Origin of the sequence: Anabaena sp. PCC 7108, assembly GCF_000332135.1 — a bacterium.
Lineage (GTDB): Bacteria > Cyanobacteriota > Cyanobacteriia > Cyanobacteriales > Nostocaceae > Anabaena.
Genome location: NZ_KB235896.1, coordinates 1313403 through 1339262 on the forward strand (window position 1 = coordinate 1313403; position 25860 = coordinate 1339262).

Annotated in this window: 19 protein-coding genes and 1 pseudogene; 6 read left to right on the top strand and 14 right to left on the bottom strand. The window is 41.4% G+C overall.

What is annotated here, in order from left to right; genetic code table 11:
• The 5 genes from ANA7108_RS26945 to ANA7108_RS0106710 form a co-directional block, all read right to left on the bottom strand.
• On the bottom strand, positions 1–257 hold a 257-nt coding region (locus ANA7108_RS26945), incomplete at its 3' end, for a terminase large subunit domain-containing protein (RefSeq protein ID WP_042490293.1).
• 2 nt (positions 258–259) lie between these two features.
• Positions 260–793, bottom strand: coding sequence for a DUF3486 family protein (locus ANA7108_RS0106695; RefSeq protein ID WP_026104023.1), 534 nt, complete (start codon positions 791–793; stop codon positions 260–262).
• On the bottom strand, positions 759–1154 hold the full coding sequence (locus ANA7108_RS0106700; protein ID WP_016950004.1) for a Mor transcription activator family protein: 396 nt from the start codon (positions 1152–1154) through the stop codon (positions 759–761). The genes ANA7108_RS0106695 and ANA7108_RS0106700 overlap by 35 nt, the downstream gene beginning before the upstream one ends.
• A 241-nt stretch (positions 1155–1395) precedes the next feature.
• Complete coding sequence (locus tag ANA7108_RS0106705; RefSeq protein WP_016950005.1) at positions 1396–2307, bottom strand: hypothetical protein; 912 nt, start codon at positions 2305–2307, stop codon at positions 1396–1398.
• Positions 2308–2352: 45 nt separating this feature from the next.
• A complete protein-coding gene (locus ANA7108_RS0106710) occupies positions 2353–2580 on the bottom strand; it encodes a helix-turn-helix domain-containing protein (RefSeq protein ID WP_016950006.1) in 228 nt (75 codons plus the stop codon).
• A gap of 203 nt (positions 2581–2783) precedes the next feature.
• Here ANA7108_RS0106710 and ANA7108_RS26950 point away from each other — a divergent pair, with 203 nt between their 5' ends.
• The 3 genes from ANA7108_RS26950 to ANA7108_RS0106725 are packed head-to-tail and all read left to right on the top strand — an operon-like array spanning position 2784 to position 5490.
• Positions 2784–3065: a hypothetical protein gene (locus ANA7108_RS26950; protein WP_016950007.1), complete on the top strand. Its 282-nt coding sequence runs from the start codon at positions 2784–2786 to the stop codon at positions 3063–3065.
• A 59-nt stretch (positions 3066–3124) separates the two neighbouring features.
• Positions 3125–4426, top strand: coding sequence for a KilA-N domain-containing protein (locus ANA7108_RS28130; protein WP_016950008.1), 1302 nt, complete (start codon positions 3125–3127; stop codon positions 4424–4426).
• A gap of 17 nt (positions 4427–4443) precedes the next feature.
• Positions 4444–5490 carry a hypothetical protein gene (locus ANA7108_RS0106725; protein WP_016950009.1) on the top strand — a complete coding sequence of 349 codons (1047 nt, stop codon included), beginning with the start codon at positions 4444–4446 and terminating at the stop codon, positions 5488–5490.
• Positions 5491–5592: 102 nt separating this feature from the next.
• Here ANA7108_RS0106725 and ANA7108_RS0106730 read toward each other — a convergent pair whose 3' ends face one another.
• Positions 5593–5814, bottom strand: coding sequence for a hypothetical protein (locus tag ANA7108_RS0106730; protein WP_016950010.1), 222 nt, complete (start codon positions 5812–5814; stop codon positions 5593–5595).
• A complete protein-coding gene (locus tag ANA7108_RS0106735; protein WP_158318347.1) occupies positions 5811–6083 on the bottom strand; it encodes a hypothetical protein in 273 nt (90 codons plus the stop codon). The genes ANA7108_RS0106730 and ANA7108_RS0106735 overlap by 4 nt, the downstream gene beginning before the upstream one ends.
• A gap of 348 nt (positions 6084–6431) precedes the next feature.
• Here ANA7108_RS0106735 and ANA7108_RS0106740 point away from each other — a divergent pair, with 348 nt between their 5' ends.
• Positions 6432–7790, top strand: coding sequence for a ParA family protein (locus tag ANA7108_RS0106740; protein ID WP_016950012.1), 1359 nt, complete (start codon positions 6432–6434; stop codon positions 7788–7790).
• Between the two features lie 248 nt (positions 7791–8038).
• Here the strand turns inward: ANA7108_RS0106740 and ANA7108_RS0106750 are convergent, their stop codons facing one another.
• Positions 8039–8473, bottom strand: a complete 435-nt coding sequence (locus ANA7108_RS0106750) for a hypothetical protein (protein WP_016950014.1) — start codon at positions 8471–8473, stop codon at positions 8039–8041.
• Positions 8474–8670: 197 nt separating this feature from the next.
• Positions 8671–8946: a hypothetical protein gene (locus tag ANA7108_RS0106755; protein ID WP_016949806.1), complete on the bottom strand. Its 276-nt coding sequence runs from the start codon at positions 8944–8946 to the stop codon at positions 8671–8673.
• A gap of 157 nt (positions 8947–9103) precedes the next feature.
• Here ANA7108_RS0106755 and ANA7108_RS0106760 point away from each other — a divergent pair, with 157 nt between their 5' ends.
• Together ANA7108_RS0106760 and ANA7108_RS30120 are read left to right on the top strand one after the other, a co-directional pair.
• Positions 9104–9343, top strand: a complete 240-nt coding sequence (locus ANA7108_RS0106760; RefSeq protein WP_016950015.1) for a hypothetical protein — start codon at positions 9104–9106, stop codon at positions 9341–9343.
• Positions 9340–9516: a hypothetical protein gene (locus tag ANA7108_RS30120; RefSeq protein ID WP_158318348.1), complete on the top strand. Its 177-nt coding sequence runs from the start codon at positions 9340–9342 to the stop codon at positions 9514–9516. Before ANA7108_RS0106760 ends, ANA7108_RS30120 begins: the two co-directional genes overlap by 4 nt.
• Before the next feature lie 370 nt (positions 9517–9886).
• On the opposite strand, the gene ANA7108_RS0106770 is transcribed toward ANA7108_RS30120, so the two are convergent.
• From ANA7108_RS0106770 to ANA7108_RS26975, 5 genes and pseudogenes are all read right to left on the bottom strand, one after another.
• Positions 9887–10795, bottom strand: a complete 909-nt coding sequence (locus tag ANA7108_RS0106770) for a sulfotransferase (RefSeq protein WP_016950017.1) — start codon at positions 10793–10795, stop codon at positions 9887–9889.
• Positions 10796–10820: 25 nt separating this feature from the next.
• Positions 10821–13448, bottom strand: coding sequence for an HlyD family secretion protein (locus tag ANA7108_RS0106775; protein WP_016950018.1), 2628 nt, complete (start codon positions 13446–13448; stop codon positions 10821–10823).
• A gap of 71 nt (positions 13449–13519) precedes the next feature.
• On the bottom strand, positions 13520–16768 hold the full coding sequence (locus tag ANA7108_RS26965; RefSeq protein WP_016950019.1) for a type I polyketide synthase: 3249 nt from the start codon (positions 16766–16768) through the stop codon (positions 13520–13522).
• Between the two features lie 55 nt (positions 16769–16823).
• The gene (locus ANA7108_RS26970) at positions 16824–19295 is read right to left on the bottom strand and encodes an SDR family NAD(P)-dependent oxidoreductase (RefSeq protein ID WP_052311091.1); all 2472 of its coding nucleotides are present in this window, start codon (positions 19293–19295) and stop codon (positions 16824–16826) included.
• A gap of 190 nt (positions 19296–19485) precedes the next feature.
• Positions 19486–25150 (bottom strand): annotated as a pseudogene (locus ANA7108_RS26975) (beta-ketoacyl synthase N-terminal-like domain-containing protein); the annotation flags it as partial.
• Positions 25151–25860 lie beyond the last annotated feature (710 nt).

A 25860-nucleotide genomic window follows, 5' to 3' on the forward strand; every position in this document is an offset into this window, starting at 1 on the left:
GACTCAATCGTCAGGGAATACGCCTTAGAGTGCAACTTAATCCCCTCATCCATCGCTTCCTTAGCCTGACGTTCCCCCCTAGAGAGAATCACCCACCGCTTCTTCCTACCCATCGCCTGAGATGCAAAGCAGCTATCAACAACCTCCAAAGTCGTTGTAAAAGTCTTGCCAGTTTGACGGGCAAACATCCCAATTTTGAATCGGTTCTTATCCTTCAACCACAACTTTTCATAATCGTATAAAGGTATTGCAGTCATAATTAAAACAGTCCGTAGACTTCCTCACGCACCCGCTTTAAAGTCTTTAAGTGCGGATTCTCATCTCCTTCACCCCCAGCCTTAATCGCTTCAGCCTCCAAAATCTTTAATTTCTCATCAATTTTCTTCCGCACTTCAGCCGAGTATTTCTTCACCGTCACACTAGAGCGGTTCAAATCCGCCACCATTCGCCCTAACTGAGGCAAAGACATCTCCCTGACATCAGACATCTCCATTAATGCCTGATAAGCCTTCATTTGCGTTAAGCGAGTGAGAGCATCCCCCAAGGCATTTTGATCATCTCCACAAGCATCTGCCAACGCTAAAGCCTGTTCGGTAGCTTCCTTCAATTCAGTTAATTGTGCCTCAAACTTTACGCCGTAACGATGGATTGATGATCGACTAATTTCATATCCCTTTTCCGCCAACGCATTAGCCAAATCCTGATATCCCGAAAATGCCTTATTAATCAAGCTGGCATTCAACCAAGCTCGAATATCTTCAGGTAACAGACTGATCGTTGACCTCTGAGGCATTGTTATCCTTTTCTTTTTTTAATAGATACCAAATATATCTTCGACTCAAATTAAATTCTTTTGCTAAAGCGTCAATAGTTCCAGACTGTCTTTTTTCAGCAATCTTTTGATTTCTGACGCTTTTTTCCATCGCTCTACATAGAGGGATGTATATAAAAGTACCCGCGAATTCTCGCACCAATAGTTCGATATGCTCATAAGCAAGGTAGGAGAGCTTGTGTCCCTCTTTTATGGATTTAGGGATGTAGAGCGCTGATCCGCCAAATTTCTCTACCAGGGAAAGAGTAGCATCTAGTCCAATTAATTTATTTAAATCTTTAAGAGTTTTGGGCAAAACTTCAGAAATATCGCTGTTTTCCATTGTTAAAAAGTCAAATAATATCTATATATTAAAACATTTGTACTACTTAATAACAAAATCCCTGACAAATAGTGCCAGGGATTAATTAATAATATCCAAGTTAAAAAAAACAAGTGTAAATCAGGAGAGTGGCGAAATTAAAATTACATCACAAAAAGGTATTTTCCGCCCTCCATAATCTAATCGCACATACCCATCCCCGACCTCATAAATCTCTTCTAATCTAAAAAAACTTCGCAGGTCAATCGCTCTCGTTCAGTCTAGTAAATTCTCCAACAAGACATTCAATACACAAAATATCGCTGTACCAAAGCAACTGTCCATCCACCCTATCGCTAAACCTTACGCCTTTCTCCGTAGGCGCATAGGCATTATTAGCAACTCTTTCCTGAAACCCACACTTAACTAGAATCATCTGAACAAGGCCATTGTGCCAGTATGGAAATTTGGGATATCGCTGCTTGATAATTTCTGTAAGTTCCGCCACAGTCAGCAAAGCACCACTACGAGCGTAAAGCCTATTAACGGCCGATACTACATGAGTTGCAACCTGCAATTCTGGGTAGTAATGTGCAACCAACAGCAATTTAATATTCGTCGCCTCATGTTCTGGAGTTTTTGTCAAAAATGCGTCTAACAACTCCGAAATTTGCTGAATTGAAGGACTAACCGGACTATCGGTATGATAGATTTTCTTAGAAAAAATCTCATTTTCTATAAAATTTGCTAATTCCTGTTTAATTAAATTTTTCAGAGTATTAGAATCAGTAGCAGCTTTTTCTCTTGACCGCAATTTTTTCTCGCACTCGATAAAATATTGCCTAGTCTTATGTCCTGTCTCAGTCTGTGCCAATAAACAAAAATGCTTGAAAGCGTCGCACGTCATTTTGATTAAATCGCTAGAACGCCCGCATAGCTCCGATTCGGTAGATCGGCGGAATATCCCTTTCTCTATTTGATAATCCTGATCTTGCTTCAAAAAACTCTTTTTAGAGACAAGCTTTCTTTTCCCAGTAGCTTTATCGCAATACCCCGCAATCTTCCAAGCTACATCAAAATCAACAGGAAACTGCACACCCTCCTCTTCTTGTTTTAGCCACTGCTCAATCAATACCTGCAAATTTTCCTGATATTCAAAACTTAAACCTGTCATTGTTTTTCTATATGTGTAAATTCTTGCTTTAGATTTGCTAATAAATTAATCGTCAAAACTTACGCCAAAATCTACACCTAAAACTTCTTCAATCTTGCGAAGCGTTTCTTCTGGGAGGCTTTGTTGTTCCTTCTCAATTCGATACCAATTCATTTGAGATATACCAGCCGCTTCGCAAATCGCTTTTAAAGACCGAGGATCGGATTCTCTGGTCAATTTTATTTTTGCGCCTAATCCGGGAGTCTCAATTGACAGCGTTTTCGTTACTTTCATTGCTTATACACGCATCATTGCTTTTTTCTGTTTAGCTTTAGGCTTAACGCAGCAATTTTATATTAAATTATCACGTTATGAGTTGACAACCTATAACGTGATGAGTTAAGTTATGAACATAAAGAAAGCGATCGCACAAGCCTGGAAAACTTCAAGCGATCACTTTCTCTTCAACCCATTCATGAAAAAGGATTTCCTTTATTATGTCACAGCCTTGCGATGAACACGCAATGGCTCAAATTGAGCTATATGCACACCTTGAGCAGCAAGCGTCCGCAATCTCCCCAATTCCCCCAGAAATCGAAATAGATTCCATTGACGACCCCGACTTTGGCTCAATGTACCGCGTTTGGCACGGTATGCGCTTGCTCGGTACATTTTATCGCCGACTGGATGGCTTTTACATATCCCAGCCCGTCAATTCCAATCAAGTTCAGGAATGGGCAACAGATACGGAAGCTATTGAAGCGATTGTTACTGCCTAGAAATTCGTACTTAGGGGGTTAAAATGCTAGACCCCCCAAATTCATATCTCATTAAAACCATGAACAGTATAACAATTCAAACACACTTCTACAACGATCACGTCATAGATCAGTTAGCTCAAGAAGCCAGAATTGCTAAATTCAACATTCCCGCAGGTTACGTAAATGCCACTCAGATGTGCGATGCAAGCGAGAAACAATTCAATGATTATGCTCGTTTAAAAGGCACAAAGGCTTACTGGGAGGCGCTTTCGACAGAAACGGGAATTCCCGTTTCTGAACTTGTACTCGTAGTTAGGGGTGGAAACGATGAGCAAAGGCGATCGCAAGGAACATGGGTACACCCTGAAATTGCCATTGATTTAGCCCAATGGGTAAGTGTAGAATTCCGCATCTGGGCAAACAGAGAACTAAAGCGCGTTATAGAACAAAAAGCCCAAGACCAAATAGAAACACCACACAACCCACCCAAACAGATTGAATCAGAAACAATCACAATCACGCCTGAACTGCCAGATACAGCCTTAGAGTTAAAACTCAAATTTGAAAACCACGAAATTCGTTTCATGGGTACAGCCGAAGATCCTTGGTGGTCTGCCGCCGATATCTGCGCCATTTTGGAAATCAGCTTCGACCACCAAACCAAGAAACTGGATGACTACGAGAAACGGCTACACCCACTGCCCACCACGCGTGGTCGTCAAAAAATGCTTTGCGTCAACAAATCCGGTTTCTACTCCCTCATCCTGTCAAGCCGCAGTCCCCAAGCCAAGCGACTCAAAAAGTGGGTAGTGTCAGCTATCCCCTTCATCCGCGAAATCACCAATCGCCAACCGCACGAAGAAACATTCTCCTTCGTCAACAAAATCGACAAACATCAATCACAGGAAAAGTCCAAATTAACCGAACCACAAACAAGCGGAATCATACTCACCACGCCCTCAATCAAAGACATATCCGACTTATTTGATACCACCCTGAACGACATAGACCCCAAAATAGTCGCTCAAATCAAACTCAAAGCCATAGCCAGTTGTTACCCAGAACTAACAGCTGCAACTGAAATAGCCAACCGCATCCTAGAAGCCCCGGTTGAAAGCCAACTACTTAACCCAACACAGCTTGCACAGATGCTCAATACCCGCACCCTGTGTAACTCCTGGACAGCACAGAAGGTGAACACACTCCTGATAGAGCAAGGCTTTCAAGAGAAAAATCCTTACGGCAACAATCCCCCGTACATCCCCACAGAAAAAGGCAAGCCATACAGCCGCATCATCCTCACCACTGCCACCACCAGCAAAACCACAATTCAAAATCTACGCTGGTTTCAAAACATTTTAGACGCAACAGAAATCTAACTCAGGAGTGCATAACAATGAAAAATTTCCCACTGGTCAACTTACCCTTCCGCAAATTTAATGTAGGCGATCGCGTCCAAAGCCTCATAAAAGATACCAATAGCGACTACTTACTAGAAGGTACAATTTTCGGCTACCAATACCAGCATCAGCTATGGTCTGATTTACTCAACTCAGGTAACGATTTATTTCTTGATGGAACTGGCTGGATCTATGCAGTCCTCATTACCTACGAAGAACCGGACGATGAAACTGTACAGAACTATCCTCTCTTAACACACTTTCACGAAAAAGAACTAGAACTAATCCAAGGACTAGGGCATACTGAACTGCTACTAGATAAAACCGAAATCCGTACACTATTCGGCTGTTTCCCTGTAATTACAGAAGCCTTACTACATTCTTCCGTATTCCTAGTTGGCAAAAGTGAAGACAGTGAAATATTGATAGATTGCGGTAATAACGAAAACATTGCCAAGCAACTATGGGAAAAGCAGTCAACCATCAAAAACATCCTGCGAGCAATAAACCTATCAACCAAAGTAAACTTAAAACTTGACGGACAAATTCAGGCATTTTTGAACACATCCCTTGATTTGAGTTCCATCTCACCCCTCAAAATCCCCGTGATCATGCCAGAAAACCTCGAAATCATCAAACGCGCTCAAAAGCACCAGTCCTTACTGCAAGCCATCAGCGCCTCATCCGTAGCCGTCACCCTGCATGGCAGCAACGAAACCAACGGATTCATCTACCTTGACCTCTGCGTAGATATCCCAGAAAGATTGAACAAACCCAGAGAAGAACTCATCGGCTACCCATCTAGCATCGTAGACCCGCAAATTTCCGAACCGCGCATACATCACATCAAACGAGCATTAGCACATGGACAATGTGAAACCTACAGCTACACCTACGAAGATCACAAAAACGATTGCCTGTGGAAATTTAACGTCAGTGTCACCCCAGTATTTGGGACAGAAGAAGTAATTACCATCGTTCAGGATGCAGAAGCATGGCAAAAAGGCTTCTGGCTTAATAAACTCAACAGAAAAATCCGCTAACTTGAACAACAAAAACCAATAACTGTAAGGGGTTTAGCGGTGCTAAACCCCTTTTTTCGGTTCCGATTTTAGTTTCGACTTAGCTAATTTGCCCATAAACATCTAAAATCTCTTCACCAGATATAGAAACAACCTTTTCCATAACTTCCAAGCCTCCTTAAACTCTTCTAAATCCTCAAAATCATGAGGGTCTGGCGGTTCCTCACTACAATCAAAAAAGATAGTTAATTGCAACCCATCCCGTAAAAATGGCGGCGGTTCGCCAAAGTGTGCAGGGTTCCACCTATCGGCATCAGTGAGATCAAGAATTTCCTCATCAGTCATGATGCCAACGCCCTCACTTGCTCCTCAGAGACATCCAAGAACATCAACACACCCTTTCCATCTGGAGTTTTCATGTAATGAAGCATCCAAGATTTGTCATCAGCCAGAATCGATTTACCAGCTTTGATTTCCCGCCACAAACGGCAGAAATAATCACCATCACGCACCATTTCCGGTTGTCGTTCAATCCGAGCCATAGCCGCGTCAGCTTCAGCCAACTCCTCAGCCGACATCTGCGAATATTTCTTAGGTTGCAAAGCTTGAATCACGTCCGCTGCGGTTTTTAAAGCATACGTCCAACTTACGTCCAACTTACGTCCAACTTACGTCCAACTTACGTCCAACTTACGTCCAACTTACGTCCAACTTACGTCCAACTTACGTCCAACTTACGTCCAACTTACGTCCAACTTACGTCCAACTTACGTCCAACTTACGTCCAACTTACGTCCAACTTACGTCCAACTTACGAATCCTAAATCCCGAAAACACCTGCCTGTAAACAATTCCAGTGTTTTCTAACAACGTCCAACTTTAAACTTTCACAGTAGCATCCCGACACATAAACCTACTGTCCCGGTCAATTACCAGCAAGCATTCTACCCCCCAACCCCAGCATGGCAAACCAAACCCTTGAACAAGCCCTAGCCAGTCTTCCTGACAGCGCACAGGAACCTGTAATTAGCTCATTATTCATGCCTCACTTGTTCAAGGCACTCGGCTTCACCCCCACAGAAGTATTTCCTGAATACCGCACAGGTCATGGTAACGAAGCAGTAGACTTTGCCCTACGCCACAACCCAGATGACACAGATATATTTCTTCACACCAAAACCAACCCCAAAATATTAATTGAAATCAAAGGCAAAGATATAAACCTTGCCGAAAGTACAACCGAATATCACAAAACCGTCAAACAACTAAAAAAATATCTGCTTTCCCCAAACTGCAAAACCGTAGAATGGGGTATCATCACCAACTCATCCCATTTGCAACTATTCAGAAAACACGGTAAAGTCATTCATCCCGCCACGCAATGTCTAGAAATAGACACTAATAACATCACTAAAATCATCAAACAAATCAAACAGAAAATACACAGTCCAGCCACAGCCTTAACCGTCACCATCTACAACAACAAAGGTGGCGTAGGCAAAACCACAACCACCGTCAACCTAGCTGCAATCCTCACCTTGCAAGGTAAACGAGTATTAGCCGTAGACTTCGACCCCAACCAAAGAGACTTAACATCATCATTAAATATTAAACAAAATAAAGATACTTTATATTCACTTTTAGAAGATAAAAAAGACCTTATTTCTATCAAAAATGTACTCCAAACTTACTCAATGGAATTTAAACCTATAAAAAAGACCTTCAGTTTTGACGTAATACCTTGTGACACAGAATTAGGCAACAAAAGCGAACAAGAACTCATCAAACAACTCAAAATTCCCAGACTCAAACAAATATTAGACAAAGTAAAAACCAACTACGACTACATCCTTATAGACTCCTCACCCAACTGGAGATTTTTCAGCATCAGCGCCCTCACCGCCGCAGACGTAATATTAATCCCCACCAAACACAACAACATCTTCTCTCTAACCAACGCCGCCACAGCCATCAAACACTACATCCCAAAAATCCAACAACTCAAAAAAGACGGCACACCCATAGCTCTACCCATATTTTGGAACGGTGAAAAAACTACCACACCCGCCAAAGAAGCCGCCCATAAAGCCATAGACTACATCATCAAACAGTCCAAAGCAGATTCAGAAAACCCCTTTAACCTTCTCCCCTACTTCTACCCACACTACACATCAACCACGCGAAATCGTGAGATATTTGAAATCCCAGGCTACGCAAACATAGCTAACGCCACCTTTGCTCAAATACCATCCGTTTACAAAGATAAAACCGCCCACCAATACTATTTAGACCTAGCCAAAGAATATTTTTTAGATCGCTAAACCCCTGCAACATCAGCAGTGTAGGTTGGGTAGAGGAACGAAACCCAACACTCAATCCTGTGCATCCTTAAATCCTGGGCATCCTGATTCAGACAAAAGCTCAAAACTTTTGCACTCATCCTCCCAAAAACCATCATCTTCAGAAGGATGATTGCAAAACTCAATACCCCACCAAAATGAATGATCAAAAAACTTACATTTCCTACACATTGTCATCCTGTTAATCCTTAAATCCTGGACATCCTGATTCAGACAGCAGCATTCACCCCAGGCTGTGACTTCAAAAACTCCAGAAACTCTCTCAATTCATGCTCAGATAACATCACCCTTCCACGTTTCCCATAGGTGTTGAGCAAGTAATTCTGTCCCCGTGCAGCCGTCCAACCAAGCCTTTGCATATGAACATCTGTCTGCGCTATCAAATCAGACAGATCCACAATCCTACCTGGCTGAGTTGGCGAAATAACTGGTTTAGGTATTTCCATAATCCCCAAAACAGCCAATGCCCTAGCTCTAGCTATATCTTCAGCAACAGTAACTCGAACATCCATAGCCAAACCCGTCGCGCGAGCAACACCATCAACAATTACAGTTACTCGCACCACAAACTCAGTTTTAAAAATATGCGTAACTTCAGAGGTTAAACACCCGTTGGGGTACACACTTCGGAATTGGTCTAACATAATAATTCTTGCTCAATTAAAGTCACATATTTATATAAATCAAGGCATTTCCATAATCTATAAAAATGCCTTGTCCAACATTTGCAATTACAGCTTAAAACTATAGCAATAATACAAACGTACTAAAAATTCACATTAAAAATGCCCTCTTTAGGAGGGCAGATAATGTCAAAAGTACATCACCAAATCTACCAGAATTAGCCTAATTCACCGTCTAAAGCAGGCGGGGGAACTTCTACAGATGGCGAGGTTGCAGCAAGAGCGGTATCAATTAGATTTTGAAGTGCTTCATTACTCACCTCAAGAGCTTGGGCATTAGCCTCATCAACCGCCAAAAGTTCAGCAATCTTAGCCTCAGCCTCAGCCCTAAACGCAGAATCATCAGGCTTAGATTTAATCAAGTCAATGAGAACATAAGCTAATGATTCCAGCAAAGTGCCTAGCTTACTCAAAGCCCCAGAAGTCTTACTCATAGTTATAAATACTTAAAAAACGCAGTCAGAACTAAACAAAATATTTATAGCACACCTGTACTATAAATAGAACCCTGCAATTTCACACTATAGACACACATCCCCTTATAGAAATTAGATAGAAATTTAGATCAAATAAAACCTAAATCACCTAAAAATGATTCTTAACGACCAAAACAAATTGCTGCCATATCTATCTGCTGGACTATCATCAATGGTTTTAGCCGCAATCCTCCATATAGCAACAATCACCCAGTCCACATCCCAGGGGCAGGTCCGTGTAGAAGAAAATCTACGGCAACTCAATAAACAAGTCGAATCTATTCAAGAAAAAGTCGATTACGCTTTCTTTACAACCCAACAGAACAAAGAGTCCCTCGACAAAATGAAAAAGTGAGTAACCTACTAGCTCAAATCATCACCACCGAAGATCAAGTTAGAGAGCTAATGAAAACCGTTTGCGATCATGGAGACTACGAAAGCTGCCACCTTACCGAAAAAATCTGGGACTTATTAAATCAACTAAAACTACGAGAATTAACCCACCTACAATTAGACAACCCACACTAAACAGAAACCCAGCCAAGCAATAGCCTAACTGGGTTTCTAGCATAAATGACCTGATAAAAGAGCGATCGCATAGAGCCTTACTACGCTTTTTGCTAGAGAAATCGCCACAAGCCTTGCCCTGCAAGAATAAAAACTTACTACAAAATCAAAATCAAACCAAGTGGCGCGTTCACCAAACCATCTGCCGTTTTAGCGACACCGTCCACCAAACCATCTGTCGCAACCAACCCTAGCGCGGAATCCCTAGAACCCCCTCATCCCAACACTTCCCACCACATCCCAGCACTTCTCGCCATTCACCAATCCATCTGTCATCCTACACCGAAATTTTTATCCATGTTAATCGTTTTTGCCCCCTCAACACCTTGAGTTATTCATATCCTAGTTCTCTCGCTAGATAAAGAACTTCAGGAAGAAATCCTTTTTTATCTTTAGACCAAGGCAATGGACCTGCCAATTTCGATATTTTACTAGTTGATGGACGAAAAACCGGGGACTTTTGAAATCCTGGATTGTTTCCCCATTCAGTTCCATATGGACCCATGCACGCATAAGGAGATTGCTCGGTACGTAACATAGCTTGATAAGCTGACTCATTCCAACTTAAACCTAACCAATGACAAATTTTATCTAGGTATGCCTCAGGATTACTAATGATTTCTTCCCCGCGGATAAACATCTGTTGATGAGCTGGAATTGTATTCAGAAAGTCTAAAATTCTGGATTGACTTCTATACCAGTCATATTGAGGATCAATCACAGGGGGATAGACAGAATAGTCAAGAGAGTCAGCGACGGCTAGCTCCGCAACAGCTTGGGGCGCTTTCATCATTGATTTTCCTTGTTCTCGGGGATGACGAGTAATGTAGAGATAATAAGCGTCAGGGAAAGTTTTATTGATACGTTGTAGTGTTGTAATTTGTTTGGGGTATGCGGGACTTTTATCGATAATTCGTAGAGGAGCAACTTTATTACAGAGATCCCAATAGATATCTGCTGTGTTGTAATCAAGTCGTTGTCCAATCCAGCGGCGAGCCATTGCCACTGATTCTATAGTCTGCTCACCGCTGTAAAGTTGTGCGATTGTCCTCAACAATCCATGAAGTATGAACTGGCGCGCGCCCTGGCTCACATCTACCAGTTCTTGCAAAGTTTCTTTGACAAACAAATTTATTTCTGGTACTCCATAAGCTTCTGGATGCTGACCCAGCATGGCACAGACTAGTGAAGTAAAAGAGCGCGGAGATGCCAGTATAATTACAGGTTGAGGAAATGACATGATGTAACTACAACATATTTGGATATTAAGGCAACCAAGACCATATTTCTATTTGAATGAATCTAACTAATGGCCGAGTCAGTAGTACGAATAATGGTTTTCTACCAGCATCAATTTTGGCATAGCCAGACATTCCAGTTTTTAATGTCTGGGGAGAATTAGCTAGATCAATTATAACTTTGAAAACTCGATTAGTTTGGGTAAGATTACTTTGAATCGAAGAGTTAGGGTCAGTTTTGGAATCAGTTTCAACTTTAGTCGCAGGTTCTATAGAAACAACTTTCCCGGAGAAAGGATTATTGGGATATAACAGTAACTTGACTTCAGCTCGATCTCCAATCTCAATTTCACCGGCATCATATTCAGGAACTCGAATTTCGCCAAATAGCAGATTACTATCTTGGACAACGGCAAACTTTTCTCCTTGCTTCAAGTAAGTGCCAATTTTCTGATTGAGATACGAGTCTACTAAGTATCCATTGAAAGGCATCAATAACTGAGTGCTTTTCTTTTGAGCTTGTTGATATTCCAATTCCTTGCGTAACTGCTTTAATTCTGACTGAGATGCTTTCACTTCTTGGCGAGCTGCTTCAATATCTTCTTTACGAGAACCACTAAGTATTAGAGTTAGTTGCGCACGAGCTTGCTTGAGACTATCTTGCTTGGCTGCCAATGTTTGATACATTTCATCCACGTTCTTCTTCTTGAGTTCTATGGTTTGCCGTGCTTGTTCAATTTGAATTAGATCCACTTCATGTTTTTTCTTAGCATCTTCATAAAGCTCACGGCCTATACCGCCTTCTCGATACAATACTTTTAGCCGATCTGCTGAAGCACCACTATATTGAGCTTGGGCATTATCTTTTTGCAAGCCCTTCCTGGCGATTTCAACTTCATCAATGGCTGCTTTTAACTGAGCATTTACAGCAGAAACTTCATTTTGGATAATGCTTACTTGTGCTTCTACTACAGCAACTTCCTCATTTCTCGCACCTGCTACCAACTTACTAAGTTCAGCCTGTCGCTTGTCAATATTGGCTTGTTGTTCCTTGACTTTTTCTTGCAAGGTTTGAATTTTATTCTCAATATCCGTGGAAAGCATATTGGCAACAACTGTTCTCTTACCGATTCGTTGGCCATCACCACCGTTAAAAAAGACTTGAGTAATTTTGCCTTCAACAGGCGCTTGAATTTGTTCCTGGCTTGGCGGTATTAATTGCAGTTCTCCACCAGGTGAGTAGGAGAAAGGAAGACAAAGAATAATAGCTAAACAAACTAATACTGTTAGCTGAATCCAATTACTAGACAGAAAATTACTGACACTTTGGACAGCTTTATCTTTTGTAGATATTAGTTTCTCTGAGTTTGTAGAAGTTGAACTTGTAACCGTTTTTTTTCGGTTGAACCTTGTGACTTCTGGAATCACGAAAGCAAGCCAACGTATAAAGGCAACTATAACAAGAAATAAGACTATATAACTAGTCACTCTTCCTAAAATTCCTGGAAAGATACTTTCGAGTTTAGTTGAGATATCAGGGACAATAGATAAAACCAGATATCCCCAAACTAATATTAGTCCAGAAGCATAGGCTAATAATATCTGCTGCTTACGTTGAGAAATAGTAGTTGGCAAGGGTCTAAATTTCAACTTAGCTAGCAGAATGTAGAATGCTTCCTGGAATAAATGGGGAGGTAAATTATAATAGGTTATTACCCATTTGAATACATCAGATTGACGAAGTGGTAAAGCGATTAGCAAAAAGGAAACCAGCCCAACTTGGCCTATCATTGCTGACCAATAAGCCAACTGAGTACCTGTTCCTCGAAATCCATACCAGGCAATAATTCCTACAATAAATATAAATGCTCTTGCCGCAGGAGCTGAACAGTAAGACCAGAGCTTTACAGATCGAGATGTCTTTCTGAGACCGTATCTACTAATAAAAAAGCGAGGAAGGATGCCAAAATGAAGTCGGATACCAAGTTCTTTAACTTGTCCACCAAAATGGGCGAATACTGCTCCTGCTACTATGCGGCTAAAAATATTGACGCTAATGAGAGACAACAAAAAGGAACTGATATAATCAAGTTCTTTATCAATACTAGTAAGGTCATACAAGAATAGAGCTTGTTGCCGGAAGAAGAGTTGGAGTGCAACAAAGAATCCTGGAATCAGCAGCCACGTTAGTGCAACAAATAGGAGATTAAATGGCCGAGTGACAGCAGCCAAAAAATTAAAAGTAGGTTCTGGGTTATACAGTACGAAGCGTAGTTCTGTAAATTCATTGTCTTCATCCTCTACAGCAGCAGAGGATTTTGCTTCAGAGGCACTTTCTGTGATTGCTCCTCCCCGGTCGTTAGTGATAGTAGGAATCCGCTCTAATAAGCCAAGTCCATTAATCTGTTCAATAAAATTCCGTAGATCTTCTTCTGTAAGAACTTTACTAAAAGACTCACTAAATGAGGAAATAATTTGTTGAGAATCAGAAGAGCCATCCAATAGTCGACAAATAAAGAGTTCTTCCTCCCTAAGTAAAAAGGTTTCTCCAGATGTAGGGTTTTTAATAAAATAGGATTTTGCTTGATCTCCTACTTTTTGGGTTTCCGTAATGACAAGATCTGGACGGAAGCGAGTTTGGGTCGTTGTAGACATTGGTGTTAATAAGATTAAGCCTGGCTACTATGCAAAAAAATTAAGTAAAATAACCTGTTTAGGAGCATACCTTATCTTTCCTCATTTTCTGTCGAATCAGAATAATTTGAAAAGAAAGCTTCAGAAACTTTTGATTGATTTGCCAAAAATTCTTGCATTAGTTCAAAGTGGAGATCAACTACTGATAACTGTACATCCGGTGATAATGGTGTTGTTCTACCTGCCACTGATGTAAATGAAGAACCTGGCGAAACAATTTCTTCTGCAACTCTCTGGGTCGTGACTCTTGTTTCTGAAACTGGAGAAAAATTGTCTAAAGAGATGCTATTTAGAGCAGGAGAACTCAGAGTCATATTATTAGACTCATTTTCTGTTGGTAATTGCAACTGGTTCAATCCAGGTTCATCTAACTTGCTTCTTACCTTCTCAATCAATTCTGAACTCAAACTCATTCTAGGCATCAGAAGATCCAGAACAGGAGAACTTTTTGGTTTGACCGTTCCCACATTAGACGCATCCAAATCAACTGGTTCAGCGGTTCGGTATTGATACAGAGGTTTCCAGTCAAGTTTAGTGCCTTTAACGAACAGTTGGGCTAGTAACAATAATAATTGCTCAAGTCCTGATTTTCGCTGACTGTTGCTGGCGATCGCTAAGAATTCTCGCTTACGCAAAATATCTTCTACAAAAGAAGTGAGGTTGTTACTAGGTCCGACTTCGATGAAGGTACGAATTCCTTCTTCATAAAGCCGCTCAATCATCTCGCAAAATCTCACTCTAGTTGACCACTGTTTCGCTACTAATTCTCTAATTGCATTAGCCTCAGTTGGGAATGGGGCTACGCTGGCACAGCTATAAAGTGGTGTATGTGCAGTTCCAACGGGCAAATCCTCATAATAGCGCTCTAAAACATTACCCATTTCCAGAAACAGAGGGGTGTGATAGGCTCGGTCAAAGGGTAGCTCTTGATAAATTCCTCCCCAAGCTTTAACTTGTTGGGCAACTTCTGTAATGACTTCAGGCGCACCAAATAGTATTTTTTGATTAGGGCAATTATCCATTGCTAGAAACAGTTTTCCCTCAAATTTTTGCAATAGATTTTCTACAACTTGAGGATCTAGAGCGCCAACTGTTAACAAAACCCCTCGCGGAACTGTGTTTGCCGCTTCCAGTTCCTTATATATTTGATTAAGATTACGTTTGATCTTGATTTGGTCATCCAAGTTATCTGCTTGAATAGTCCCGCTGGCTGACAGTGCTGCATACTCGCCAGTACTGTGTCCTACCATAACATCAGGTTTGATACCAAATTGACTTAATAAATGGTAGAGAGCAATATCAGCCGTGAAAACGGTTTCAGTTGCTACATCAATGTTGTACAACCCCTGAGAAAGCATTTGTTTTTCCTCACCAGTCAGGCAAGTTGGTGGAGGAAATACAAACTGGCTGGGAAGCGTTTCCCAAAGTCCTGTGAATGTAGCATCTGAAATGTCAAACCAGCTACGAACGCTGGGAAAATACAAGCACAGGTCAGCTAACATATTGACATATTGAGATCCTTCTCCAGGAAATAGGAAGGCAGTTTTCCCCTCCTTAGAGTTAACAGTAGGTGTAGCGTAATAAACACCATTTCTGGTTTGCAGACGCTCACAGTCCGGTTTAGCAATCTTCTCTAGCGCCTGTTTGAGTTTTTTCTGTAAATCAGTAGCGTTCTCAGCAACAATTGCCAGTCGGTAAGTTCCAGCTTGTTGACTGGCAAGGGTAACAGCCAGACCTACTAGAGAAGGCAGAGGGTTAGCTTGCAAATATTGCTGTACTTGCCGACCCAGCGTCAATATATCTTGTTTATTTTCACCAGAGAAGATAAACAACTCATGGCTCCATTGTGAATGAAATTGTTTATCAGCAGTATTTGGACCTGTGTACTCCTCTAGAATCGCATGAGCATTGACACCACCAAAGCCAAAGGCACTAATACCTGCTCTCCGAGGCGATTCTTGATTGCCATGAATCCAGGGACGAGTTTGGGTATTGACGTAAAAGGGTGTTTCTTCTAGTCCCAAATCTGGGTTGACTTCATCACAAAGGGTAGGTGGCAGAATTTTATGGTGAAGAGCCAATGATAGTTTGATAAAGCCAGCAATCCCTGAAGCTGGAATACAGTGACCAATCATAGATTTTACTGAACCTAGCCCGCATTGAGGAAGCTTTCCTTGGCGCGAGCCAAAGATTTGGGTTAAAGTTTTAATCTCTGTTTTGTCACCGACAGGAATTCCAGTTCCATGTGCTTCTATTAAGTTAACAGTTGTCGGATCAATGCCTGCCTCAGAATAAGCTCGTTCTAAAGCTAACACTTCCCCTTCTAAACGAGGTGCTAATAAGCCTAATGCTTTACCATCGCTAGAAAGCCCTACTTGTTTCAGAACAGCATAGATTTGGTCTCTATCTCTTTCGGCATCAGTTAGTCGTTTCAGGACTAAAAATCCGCATCCCTCTCCCAATAACGTTCCAGCCGCCTCTTTATCAAAAGGACGAATTTTGGTACGAGACAGAGCATTTAGCTTACAGAAAAGCATATATATCTGGGGAGTCATGGATGCTTGAACTCCACCGACCAACATCATGTCAGACCGATTACTACGCAATTCTTTCATTGCCAGTTCTACTGCAATTAAAGAAGAGGAGCAAGCAGCATCAATCATGTAGCTGGGGCCTCTTAAATCAAGACGATTAGCAATCCGTCCAACTGCAATATTAGAGACCAAACCCGGTCCTGCTTCCGGAGGCAGGTCTGGTATGCTAGCTTTTAACTCCTGACGAATTTCATTGAGGGTTTCTTGATCTAGTGTCGGCAGCAGTTTTTGTAACAAATCTATAGTTTGATCAAGAATCGCTCCATGCTGCAGACCTGTTAGTGTTCCACGATTTGGAGTAGCCCCCCTCCCAAGAATGACCCCAGTTTTTTCTCGACCAAGAGGTTTATCAAGATAACCAGCGTGTTGTAAAGCATCCCTAGCAAGCTTTAGAGCTAAAAAATGGTCTGGTTCACTACCTGGGATGGAGGTTGGTGGTACGCCAAATTCAAGCGGATTGAATTCAGCCAGTCCACCTAGCAATCCAACTTTACGGGTATAAATACGGCTGAGTTCTGTAGAACTAGGATCGAAGTATGGAACAGCCCATTCGTCTGGCGCATCCTGAACATAATCTGCTTTGTTAAGAATGTTATGCCAGAAAACATCGACGTTTTGAGAACCAGCGAATAGACCTGACATCCCAATAATCGCAATGTCAGCTTGCTGTTGGTTACTACTGATCATTTCCCTTCCGTTTGGTTGATATGTTATTGATAGTTTTTCTTCTAAATTTGATACATCACTCTCTAGCTGTTAGGCGGTTGAGCGCTTTACTACAGGTATTTTCCATGTCCTCAAGCCGCAAATAAAGACGGTTGCTTGAGTCCATAAACATAGCATCAAAGACCATAGTAGTGAGATTAAAAAGCTTGACACGTAATTCTACGCGCAAATTACTCTTTAATGGTATCTCTCCATAGCGAATGATACGTTTAAATCGTGCAGGTAATCCCCCCATATCGCCATGGATGCGAGTCCATATTAATGCCATCTGTAAGGAAGCATCAATAAGACCTGGATCAAACAACCAGCTCTTATTAAGTTGAGAATTATTCAACCAAACAGCAGGTGCGCTTGTGTTAACTTTTGCTTCCATACCTTGTTCATTAAAACGGTCTATCGATGTCAGAAGTTGAAAAAGCGGTCCATGAAAGCAATAATTTTGGTAAGCAGTAGAAATGTTTAATCCCGTATTGATATTCAAAGAAGGAATCTCTATTTCCTTAACTTCTTCCAGTTGTGGACGAAGAACAAAAAAGGCACGGTAATGAGCTGCACCATCTGAATCTAAGATTTCTGCAGCTACTTGCAGAGTGTCTCCATCTGTATGAGTAGAGGCACGCGCTTGCAGTTTAATTTCATGCCCTTTCTCTGATTTAAGGACAATACCTCTTAATACTTTAAGGTCACGGACTTCGCTGACAATCCAATCTGGCCAAGCTGATTGAACAAATTCGGCCATGAGTTCCATCGCGCAGGCAGCAGCTAGTACTGGCTTACCATCAAGGCAATGGTCTTGAAGATATGGATGAGATGACAAAGAAATGGTCTGATTGAGACTAACAGTTCCATTAGGTTGAATGGTAGGAATAGTGGGGATAAAAGGAAACAACAATTGTGTTTGTGTTGTTTGTCTACTTGAATCCTGCTTTAGCTTGTCATCACCACCAGCCATTGTGCTTTCAGGTGCTTCCCCCTCAAAAAATCCTGTGATTAATTCTACTTGGTTATCGTTTCCATAAAGAAGTTCATTGATAAAGAATTGTTTTCCTGCTGCTGGAGGAATAGGAATCACCCCTCGCTCTCTAAATTGACGGTTTACTTCTTCAGAAGCCATTCCTGTCACGTCCCAAGGACCCCAATTGATTGACAAAACTTTAGTATTCGGCCACTCATAGTGCATCCACCAGGCAAAGCGATTGATGACCTCGTTAGCAGCTGCATAGTCACATTGCCCTCGATTGCCTGTCCGACCAGCAACTGAGGCAAAAATAACCATTAACTTCAGAGATTCAGGACAAAGATAACGACTGAGAATAAAGGTGCTATTGACTTTAGTATTGAAAACTTGTTCAAAAGACGCAGTTGTTTTATCAATAATCAGTTTGTCCTGAATAATACCAGCACCCTGGACAACAGCATCAATTCGTCCATAGCGCTCATATACTTGATCAATTAGAGCGCCAAACAAGCCAACATCGGTTACATCAACAGAGTAATATTCAACATTAGCTCCTGCTTCTTTAAAGAGATTTAAGTTATCACGAATAGCGCGATCGCGCTGCAATTGCTTAACCTGTTGTTCAATTTGTGCAGGTGTTGGTGTTTGACCTTCCTCTCTAGCTTGCTGTATTAGTAATCGGCGCAAAATACCTATATCTTCAATTCCTTGAATCAGAGATGGTTCTTCGATTGGCTTTGGAGATCGGCCTACCAGAATTAGTGTCATACCAGGAACTAGCATTGCACTAACAATCTCAGATGTAATCCCTCTAGATCCACCAATACAAAGCACAATCCAGTCTTGACTAGGAAGAGCTAAAGTGTCTTTTTCTAAGTTGGTTATTAAAGGAGATATTATCGCATCAAAAACTGTGCGTTGCCCTTGAGGATATCCAATTTCAACATCCTTGTTCTGGCTGATTAATTCTCCTACAAGACTGGTCGCAATATCAGCAGCGCCAGTGTCAGCCGCAAAATCAATTGATTTCGCCTTGACGGTTGGCCACTCAATCATCATGGTTTTCAGCAGTCCATTGCTACTACCGCTCAGAGGAAGACTTGGACCACAATGACTGCGGCGACCAAAATTTCCTCCCAACATAGAAGCAGCCAGGACTTGGCCTTGAGATTGTTTTAAGTCATTTGCACACAATTGTAATAAATGAAACAAGCTCTTAGACTGAGTATCTGCCAACTCACACCACTCTTGAAAATTTGTTGGCATTGGAATGTTTGTTAAGCCAGCAAGGTGAATGATTCCCACTACTGATCCGTGGGATTCTTTTAGTTGGGAAACAACTTGAGCTAAATTTTCTTTCTTGCCTAGGGTAGATGTAGTTAGAATTGCTGCTGTAATCCCGTATAACTGGAGTGCTTCTACAAGATGAGCAGCTACTCCCAATTGATCCTCGGTGATTAAGTGTAGCCCTGTTAAGGTTTTAGCCTCAGCTATATCAATGAGCGGTAGTGGTTTGTGTGTCGCTTCCATCACGTAGCGCGGGGAAGCTACCGCGCTATGGGCTTTCCCAAGCCACTTGTCTCCGGTTCTGGCTGATAACCATTATTGTTGACGTTTTTGAGAACAACATCAACCACCCCGTTGAGGCTCTTTGCTTGGGTCAATGTTTCCATCTGATTCTGTACAGTAGCAGCCAAAGGTGCCGGCAAGTGGTTGAGAAGTGTGCCAAAGATTTCAACTCGTTTAATGGAGTCAATTCCCAGTTCCGCTTCCATGTCTTGATCAAGCCCTAGCATCTCTTGAGGATAACCAGTGCGATCGCTCACTAGGTCTAGAAGAATTTGGATTAATTGTTCACGACTGGGGATATTAGATTCTGTACTTGTAGGTGCAGGAGCAATAACATTTGGTTTATGCTCTTGAATGATTGGTGCTTCTACTTGTTTTTGAACAGATTGAACCTGGTGGATAGGATTAGTTTCATTAGGCTTTGCAGTCATGGATGAATTCTGAACAAAGGTATCATTTGTAAATGACACTGAAGGCACCGCAGGAGTCGAATTTACTGGTACTTGATGATTTTGAATTTGAGGAACAGAGGGTGGTGCAGCTGTACTGTTAGTAGGTATGGAATTAACATAAACAAGCTGTCCCGATGTAACGCTGCTCAAAAACTGTTTCATGACTTCTTCTTGAAGCTTCAGAAACTCTCGCATTGTGTGTTGGTAAGCCTGATATGCCAAGAGAGAAGCTTCTTTTGAGTCAGGAGTTGGTTGAATGGATTGAATTTGTGACATTTTCGATAGTTTTGCTTGATTGGGTACTACTAAAGATGTTGAGTTGCCGTTAGCATCTGTTGAAAAACCATTTGTTTGGTTAGATGTCATATTAATAACTTTTTTATCATTGTTATTTCCAGTTTTATCCACAGATATTTTTGCTAATTCCTGTACAGTGTCTAAGTTTAAAGGAGATATGTTCCCTGTCACTCCTACTACTTCATTACTCTGCCTAACTGAGCCACCAGTAACAAACCAAGTATTTGGAGATAATTCTTTTTGACGACTTGTTTCCTGAAGCTTTGATATCTCAAGCTGTTGGCAATGACGCTGTTCATAGAGAGCCAATAAATTAATTTCGATTCCCTGACTAACTAAAATTCCTAAAGCATCTAATAATCCCTTCAATCCTCTACTTTTGCCATCAAGAGAAACAGCAGTATATTCTTTACCTGCCAAAGTTTGGTTAACAAGTCTAGTTAAAATCTGCTTTGGTCCTACTTCAATGAATGTACGCGCTCCTGCCTCATACATGGCATTGATTTCTGAAACAAACTCTACAGGATTGAGTAGATGTTTAGATAATTGTTGACGAATTTTGACTACATCAAATTCATAGGGAATAGCTGTGACATTGGAATATACTGGAATATTTGGAATGGAGATAGAAGCAGAAGTAATGGCTTCAGTTAGTGGCTTTTGGGCTGTGGCGATTAAGTGAGAATGAAATGCTCCAGATACAGGCAACATCCGCACGGTGATGTTATCAGATTTTAGTCGTTCTACAACTGCTTCAACTGATTTTGTTTTTCCTGAAATTACTGCTTGCAAAGGAGCATTGTGATTAGCAATAATAACGTCCTCAATTCCTTCCAAATAAGTTAGTAAATCCTCACGGGACAATTGAACAGCAGCCATAGTCCCGTCAGAAATATCACAGGCATTTGCCATCACTTGTCCACGTATTTCTGAGAGTTTTAGAAACTCTTCACGAGTTAAAACTCCAGCTGCATACAGGGCAGTATACTCTCCATAGCTGTGACCTGCTACTAGATCAGGTTTCAATCCTAGCTTAGTTATAAGCGCTAGGTAACCTGTTTCTATAGCACCAATAGCTGGCTGGGCAATATGTGTGTTTGTTAACTGATGTTTGGCATGAGTTTTCTCTGCTTCAGAGTAAGCACTGGGAGGATAAATATATTGACTAAGCAATTTCGGAAAAACCGACTGCATTTGCCGATCTGCAATTTCAATTGCTTCTGCCATTTCCGAGAAATAAAGCGCTATTTCTTTTGCCATTCCTGGATATTGGGCAACTTGTCCAGGGAACAGAAAAGCAATTTTGCTCTTATTTGTTTTTGAGGCTGGTTTAACAAATAAATTCAAATAGATGTTAGGTGGAAGAGAAATAACTTCCTTGTTTGTCAATGAAGCCAGAACTAAATTTAATGAATCAGTGAGTTGTGAGAAATTTTCCACTACCAAACAGAGACAGGTACTGTAGTTCTTCTGCTCTTGAGCTTGTTTGGTTAGTGTATAAGCTATGTCTCTGAGTTTTAGTTTTGCGCCATTTAACAAGTTCTGTTGTAGTGTTTTTAGAGCCTGAATCAATGTTTCACGGCTAGACTCTTTCCACACAAGAAGTTCCTGTGGCCAAGTGTTTGTGCCTCGTGGCAGATTCCTATATTCACCTTGATATTCTTCTAACACAGCATGAAAGTTGGTGCCACCAAAACCAAAGGCACTAATACCTGCTCGTCGAGGATAATGAGGATGACTTAACCACGGATGAGCTTCCTGTAATAAATAGACAGGACTGGTATCTTGCTGTAAATTCTCTAAAGGTTTTTCGACATTATTATGGGGTGGTAATACCTTGTAATGTAGAGATAAAGCGGCTTTGACTAGAGCTACGATGCCAGCGGAGCTTTTCGTATGACCGATCATGGTTTTGACAGAACCCAAAACACAAGATTTGGGAGATGCTTGATTGTCCTTCAGGACACTGATAACAGTTTCTAATTCTGTGCGATCGCCTGCAACAGTTCCGGTTCCATGAGCTTCATATAAGCCAAGAGTGCTGGGAGAGAACCCTGCTTTACGATAAGAGCGATGAAAGGCTCGTTTTTGTCCAGCACTAGCAGGGGCTGTCATGCTTAAGCCTTTTCCATCGCTAGAACTGGCTACACTTTTAATAACGGCATAGATTCTGTCACCATCTCTTTCCGCATCGGCCAGACGCTTGAGGATGACAACTGCTACTCCCTCACTAATTACAATGCCATCGGCAGATTGATCGAAACTCCGAGTAACTCCTCGTGGTGAAAGAGCTTGAGTCTTACTAAAGCAAAAATAAGCAAATGGAGATTGAACTGTATCTACTCCTCCAGCAATTGCGACGTTGCATCGTCCCTGCTCTAATTCTGATACAGCCAAATCTATAGCTGCAAGTGATGAAGCACAGGCAGCATCTACAGTGTAGTTGGCTCCACCAAAATCAAAGCGATTAGCAATTCGTCCGGCTGTGACATTAAAGAGAATTCCTGGAAATGACTCCTCAGTCCACTGTGGTAATCGCTCCCAAGCCTGGGCATCTGGTTTGTCAACCATGCGGGGAACTTCAGATCTTGTAGCATACTGCTGCCCTAAATCTGCCATCCCACCGCTGGCTCCTAAAATAACTGATGTATTTTCTCGATCAAAGTCAGCGTTCTCATAACCTGCATCTACCAAAGCTAGTCGAACTGTTTCTAAAGCTAATAGTTGCATTGGTTCAATTGACTTGAGTGATTTAGGCGGAATCCCAAAGCGGATGGGATTGAATGCTACATCATCTAAAAAACCACCCCATTTTGAGTAAACTTTGTCTTTGGCTCTGCGGTCTGCATCATAGTACAATCTCCAATCCCATCGATGAGAAGGAATTTCGGTAATAGCATTCACTTTGGAGATGATATTTTCCCAAAAAGTATCAGGATCTTGAGCCTTGGGAAGCAATGTTCCAATGCCGATGATGGCGATATCAGAAGGCTGAGGCTGAGAATCTTCTGATGTTTTGACAGATAAAATTTGCGGTGATTTTACTTGTAGCCACTCCACACCACCAGATGAAACTTCTTCATGCAAGTCTTTAACTGTGCAGATATCGTTTCTTAAGGTTGCGACTTGCCCAATCATGTACATACCATCTTTGAGTTGGGTGGATTCATCAACGTTGGTAATCCCCAACTGAGTTCGCCTCAAACCTTTAGCTGCTACACGTAATCTTCCTAGTGTTAAATCTTCCAGAGTATTCTTAATTTCCTCTGAGCTTTTACCAGCTAATAACATACTGAGTCTGGTTTTATAGAACTCCTCTGCAAAGGGAGTGACAGCGCATCGGGAGGCATGACCTGGACCTGTTTCTAGGTTAATAGTTTCTGTACAAGTTAAGGCTTGATTCTGGTACTCTTTGACGATAGCACCACAATCTACAGCTTCTTGCGTAAATAGATATGCACTTCCCATGAGAACGCCAATTTTCATTCCCCGTTCAGCTAAGGGAGCGGCCATAGCACTAATCATTGCTGCTGAACAAGCATCATGAATCCCTCCAGCAAACAGAATATGAATTTCCTGCTCTGTACCTGAAGGGACTTTTTCTAACAATACTTCTATAGCACTTTCCCATAAAACAAAACTACTCAGGGGACCAACGTGTCCGCCACACTCTCGCCCTTCAAATATTAAACGCTTGGCTCCTTGTGATAGATACAAACGTAAAAGGCCTGGGGTGGGAACATGAATATAAGTAGCAATTCCCTCTGCTTCTAACTTGGCTGCTTGATCAGGTCGTCCGCCAGCAATCAAGGCAAAAGAAGGTTTAACATTTCTCACAACTTCTAGTTGCTCCTCTCGTAAGGCATGAGGTACAAAACCTAAAATTCCTACGCCCCAAGAACGATGACCAAGTAGTACTTTAGTTTGTCGTAGCAATTTATCAACTTGCTCTTTTTGCATCAGTGCTAAGGCCAGCATTGGCAATGCACCTGCTTGAGAAACTGCATTAGCAAATTCACCAACATCACTCACCCGTGTCATCGGTCCCTGTACAATTGGGTATTGTGTCTGATGGGAAATAGCTAAAGGCGATTCAGGTCGTAAAGGTTGAAGTTTATTGCTTGTTTCTATGTGTTTTTCACTCTTCTTTAGTAATGCCTGAATAAATTTACCAATGGTTCGATAACGATCACGAATGCCTTCTGCCAAACCTATGGTTTGTCCAATTGGCCAAGCATTTACGCTAGGAGATCCCCAACCAATTAACTGGTCAGCTTCTATCTGCCATTCTGAGCTGTCCTTGCCTTCAATCTCGGCTTTTTCTGCCAGCTTTTTCAAATTTTGAGCAATAGGAAGACTGGGATGGTACAACACTCGAACCGGATTACCTAATCTTTCTCCATAAACAGTCGCTTCTTGCCCACCCAGGTTATGAAGATATTTCTGCCAGTCTTTCGGTAAAGGAGATTCGGGCATCAACCATAGCTGATCATCTAATACTACACCTGATGCTCCGGCTGCACGGCAGGCGGCTGCAGTATGAATACTGATACCACCTTGTATATAAATAGGGTTGCATTGTAGCTGCACTAATTTCTGAAGCAGGATAAATGCCGGGTCATTTCCACCCCATCCCCCGCTTTCGCTACCTTTAGCAATTAATCCATGAATCTGGGAAGATACAGTTTCTAGATCAGAGACTTGATTAACATTAGTTACCTCAAGTAATAGCTGACGAGACGGAGTCTGTGGAAGTGCTGCGATCGCTTTTTGTAAGTTATCAGGAGTCCAGCGGCATAAAATTAAGCAGTGAGGCTGCTGATTTAACAACTCTAGCAAAGGCTGAATCAATGGCAGTTGGTTCACTCTTAGGCGTAACCCCACTGATTTTTGCAAACCTACTGAATTTATCAATTGATGAAGAGTTTGAGTTGCTTTCTCTAAATCAAAATCATTACAAAATTCCAGGTCTAGAATACCTACACCACCTGCGCGCACTGTGGCAACAGCTATTCCAGGATGAGGCATTGTGATCGGGCTAATGGAAAAGCAGGTAAACATATTCATGTTGCTCTAGTGTCTAAAATCCTTAACTTCTTTTTGCAAGTAGTTCTCAAAACTCATTGCTTAACGTCGTGCTAAAGCTATTATCAGGTCTTTCTAGATTTCAGAAGTACTCTAATCTAAAGTTTTTCATGCATCTCATGATTGTGCTAATTGCTGATTAATCTACGCATACTCTTTTTTATACATGGTGTGCTATATGATTAACTATACTTCTATGAGACGTATTTCGTCACCATTGAGGTAGGAAATCTCGTAGAAGAAATTATGGCTATTTAAAGGTTACATTATATCATACAAGTAAAAATTATCACGTTAGCATTGACTCAACTCTACAGGTTTTAGACCCAAAGCAGGAATTAAAGCCTCGGAATCGTCTTTAATCCCCAGTGAGTTTCATCCTGATACATATATCTAATTTGCTTGCTGAATCCAAATTCATCTTGTATGAGATTAGCACGTCTTTATACAGAAGAAGGATAAACTATGATAAATTTATAACAATTTTATAACAATTTTATATTAGTGGTTTATGGTAAAAAACACGGCTACTTACTCAGTAAATGTGTGATTTTAGCTTAAATTTTCCGTATTTGGTGGTAAATCGAAATCCTGAGAGTTAAGAATTTCGTGTTTAACTACATAATTTATAGCAATCCGATTTGATTTATAGCAGGTGACAGTCTCAAAAGTCTTTTGGTGTCTAGGTTTGA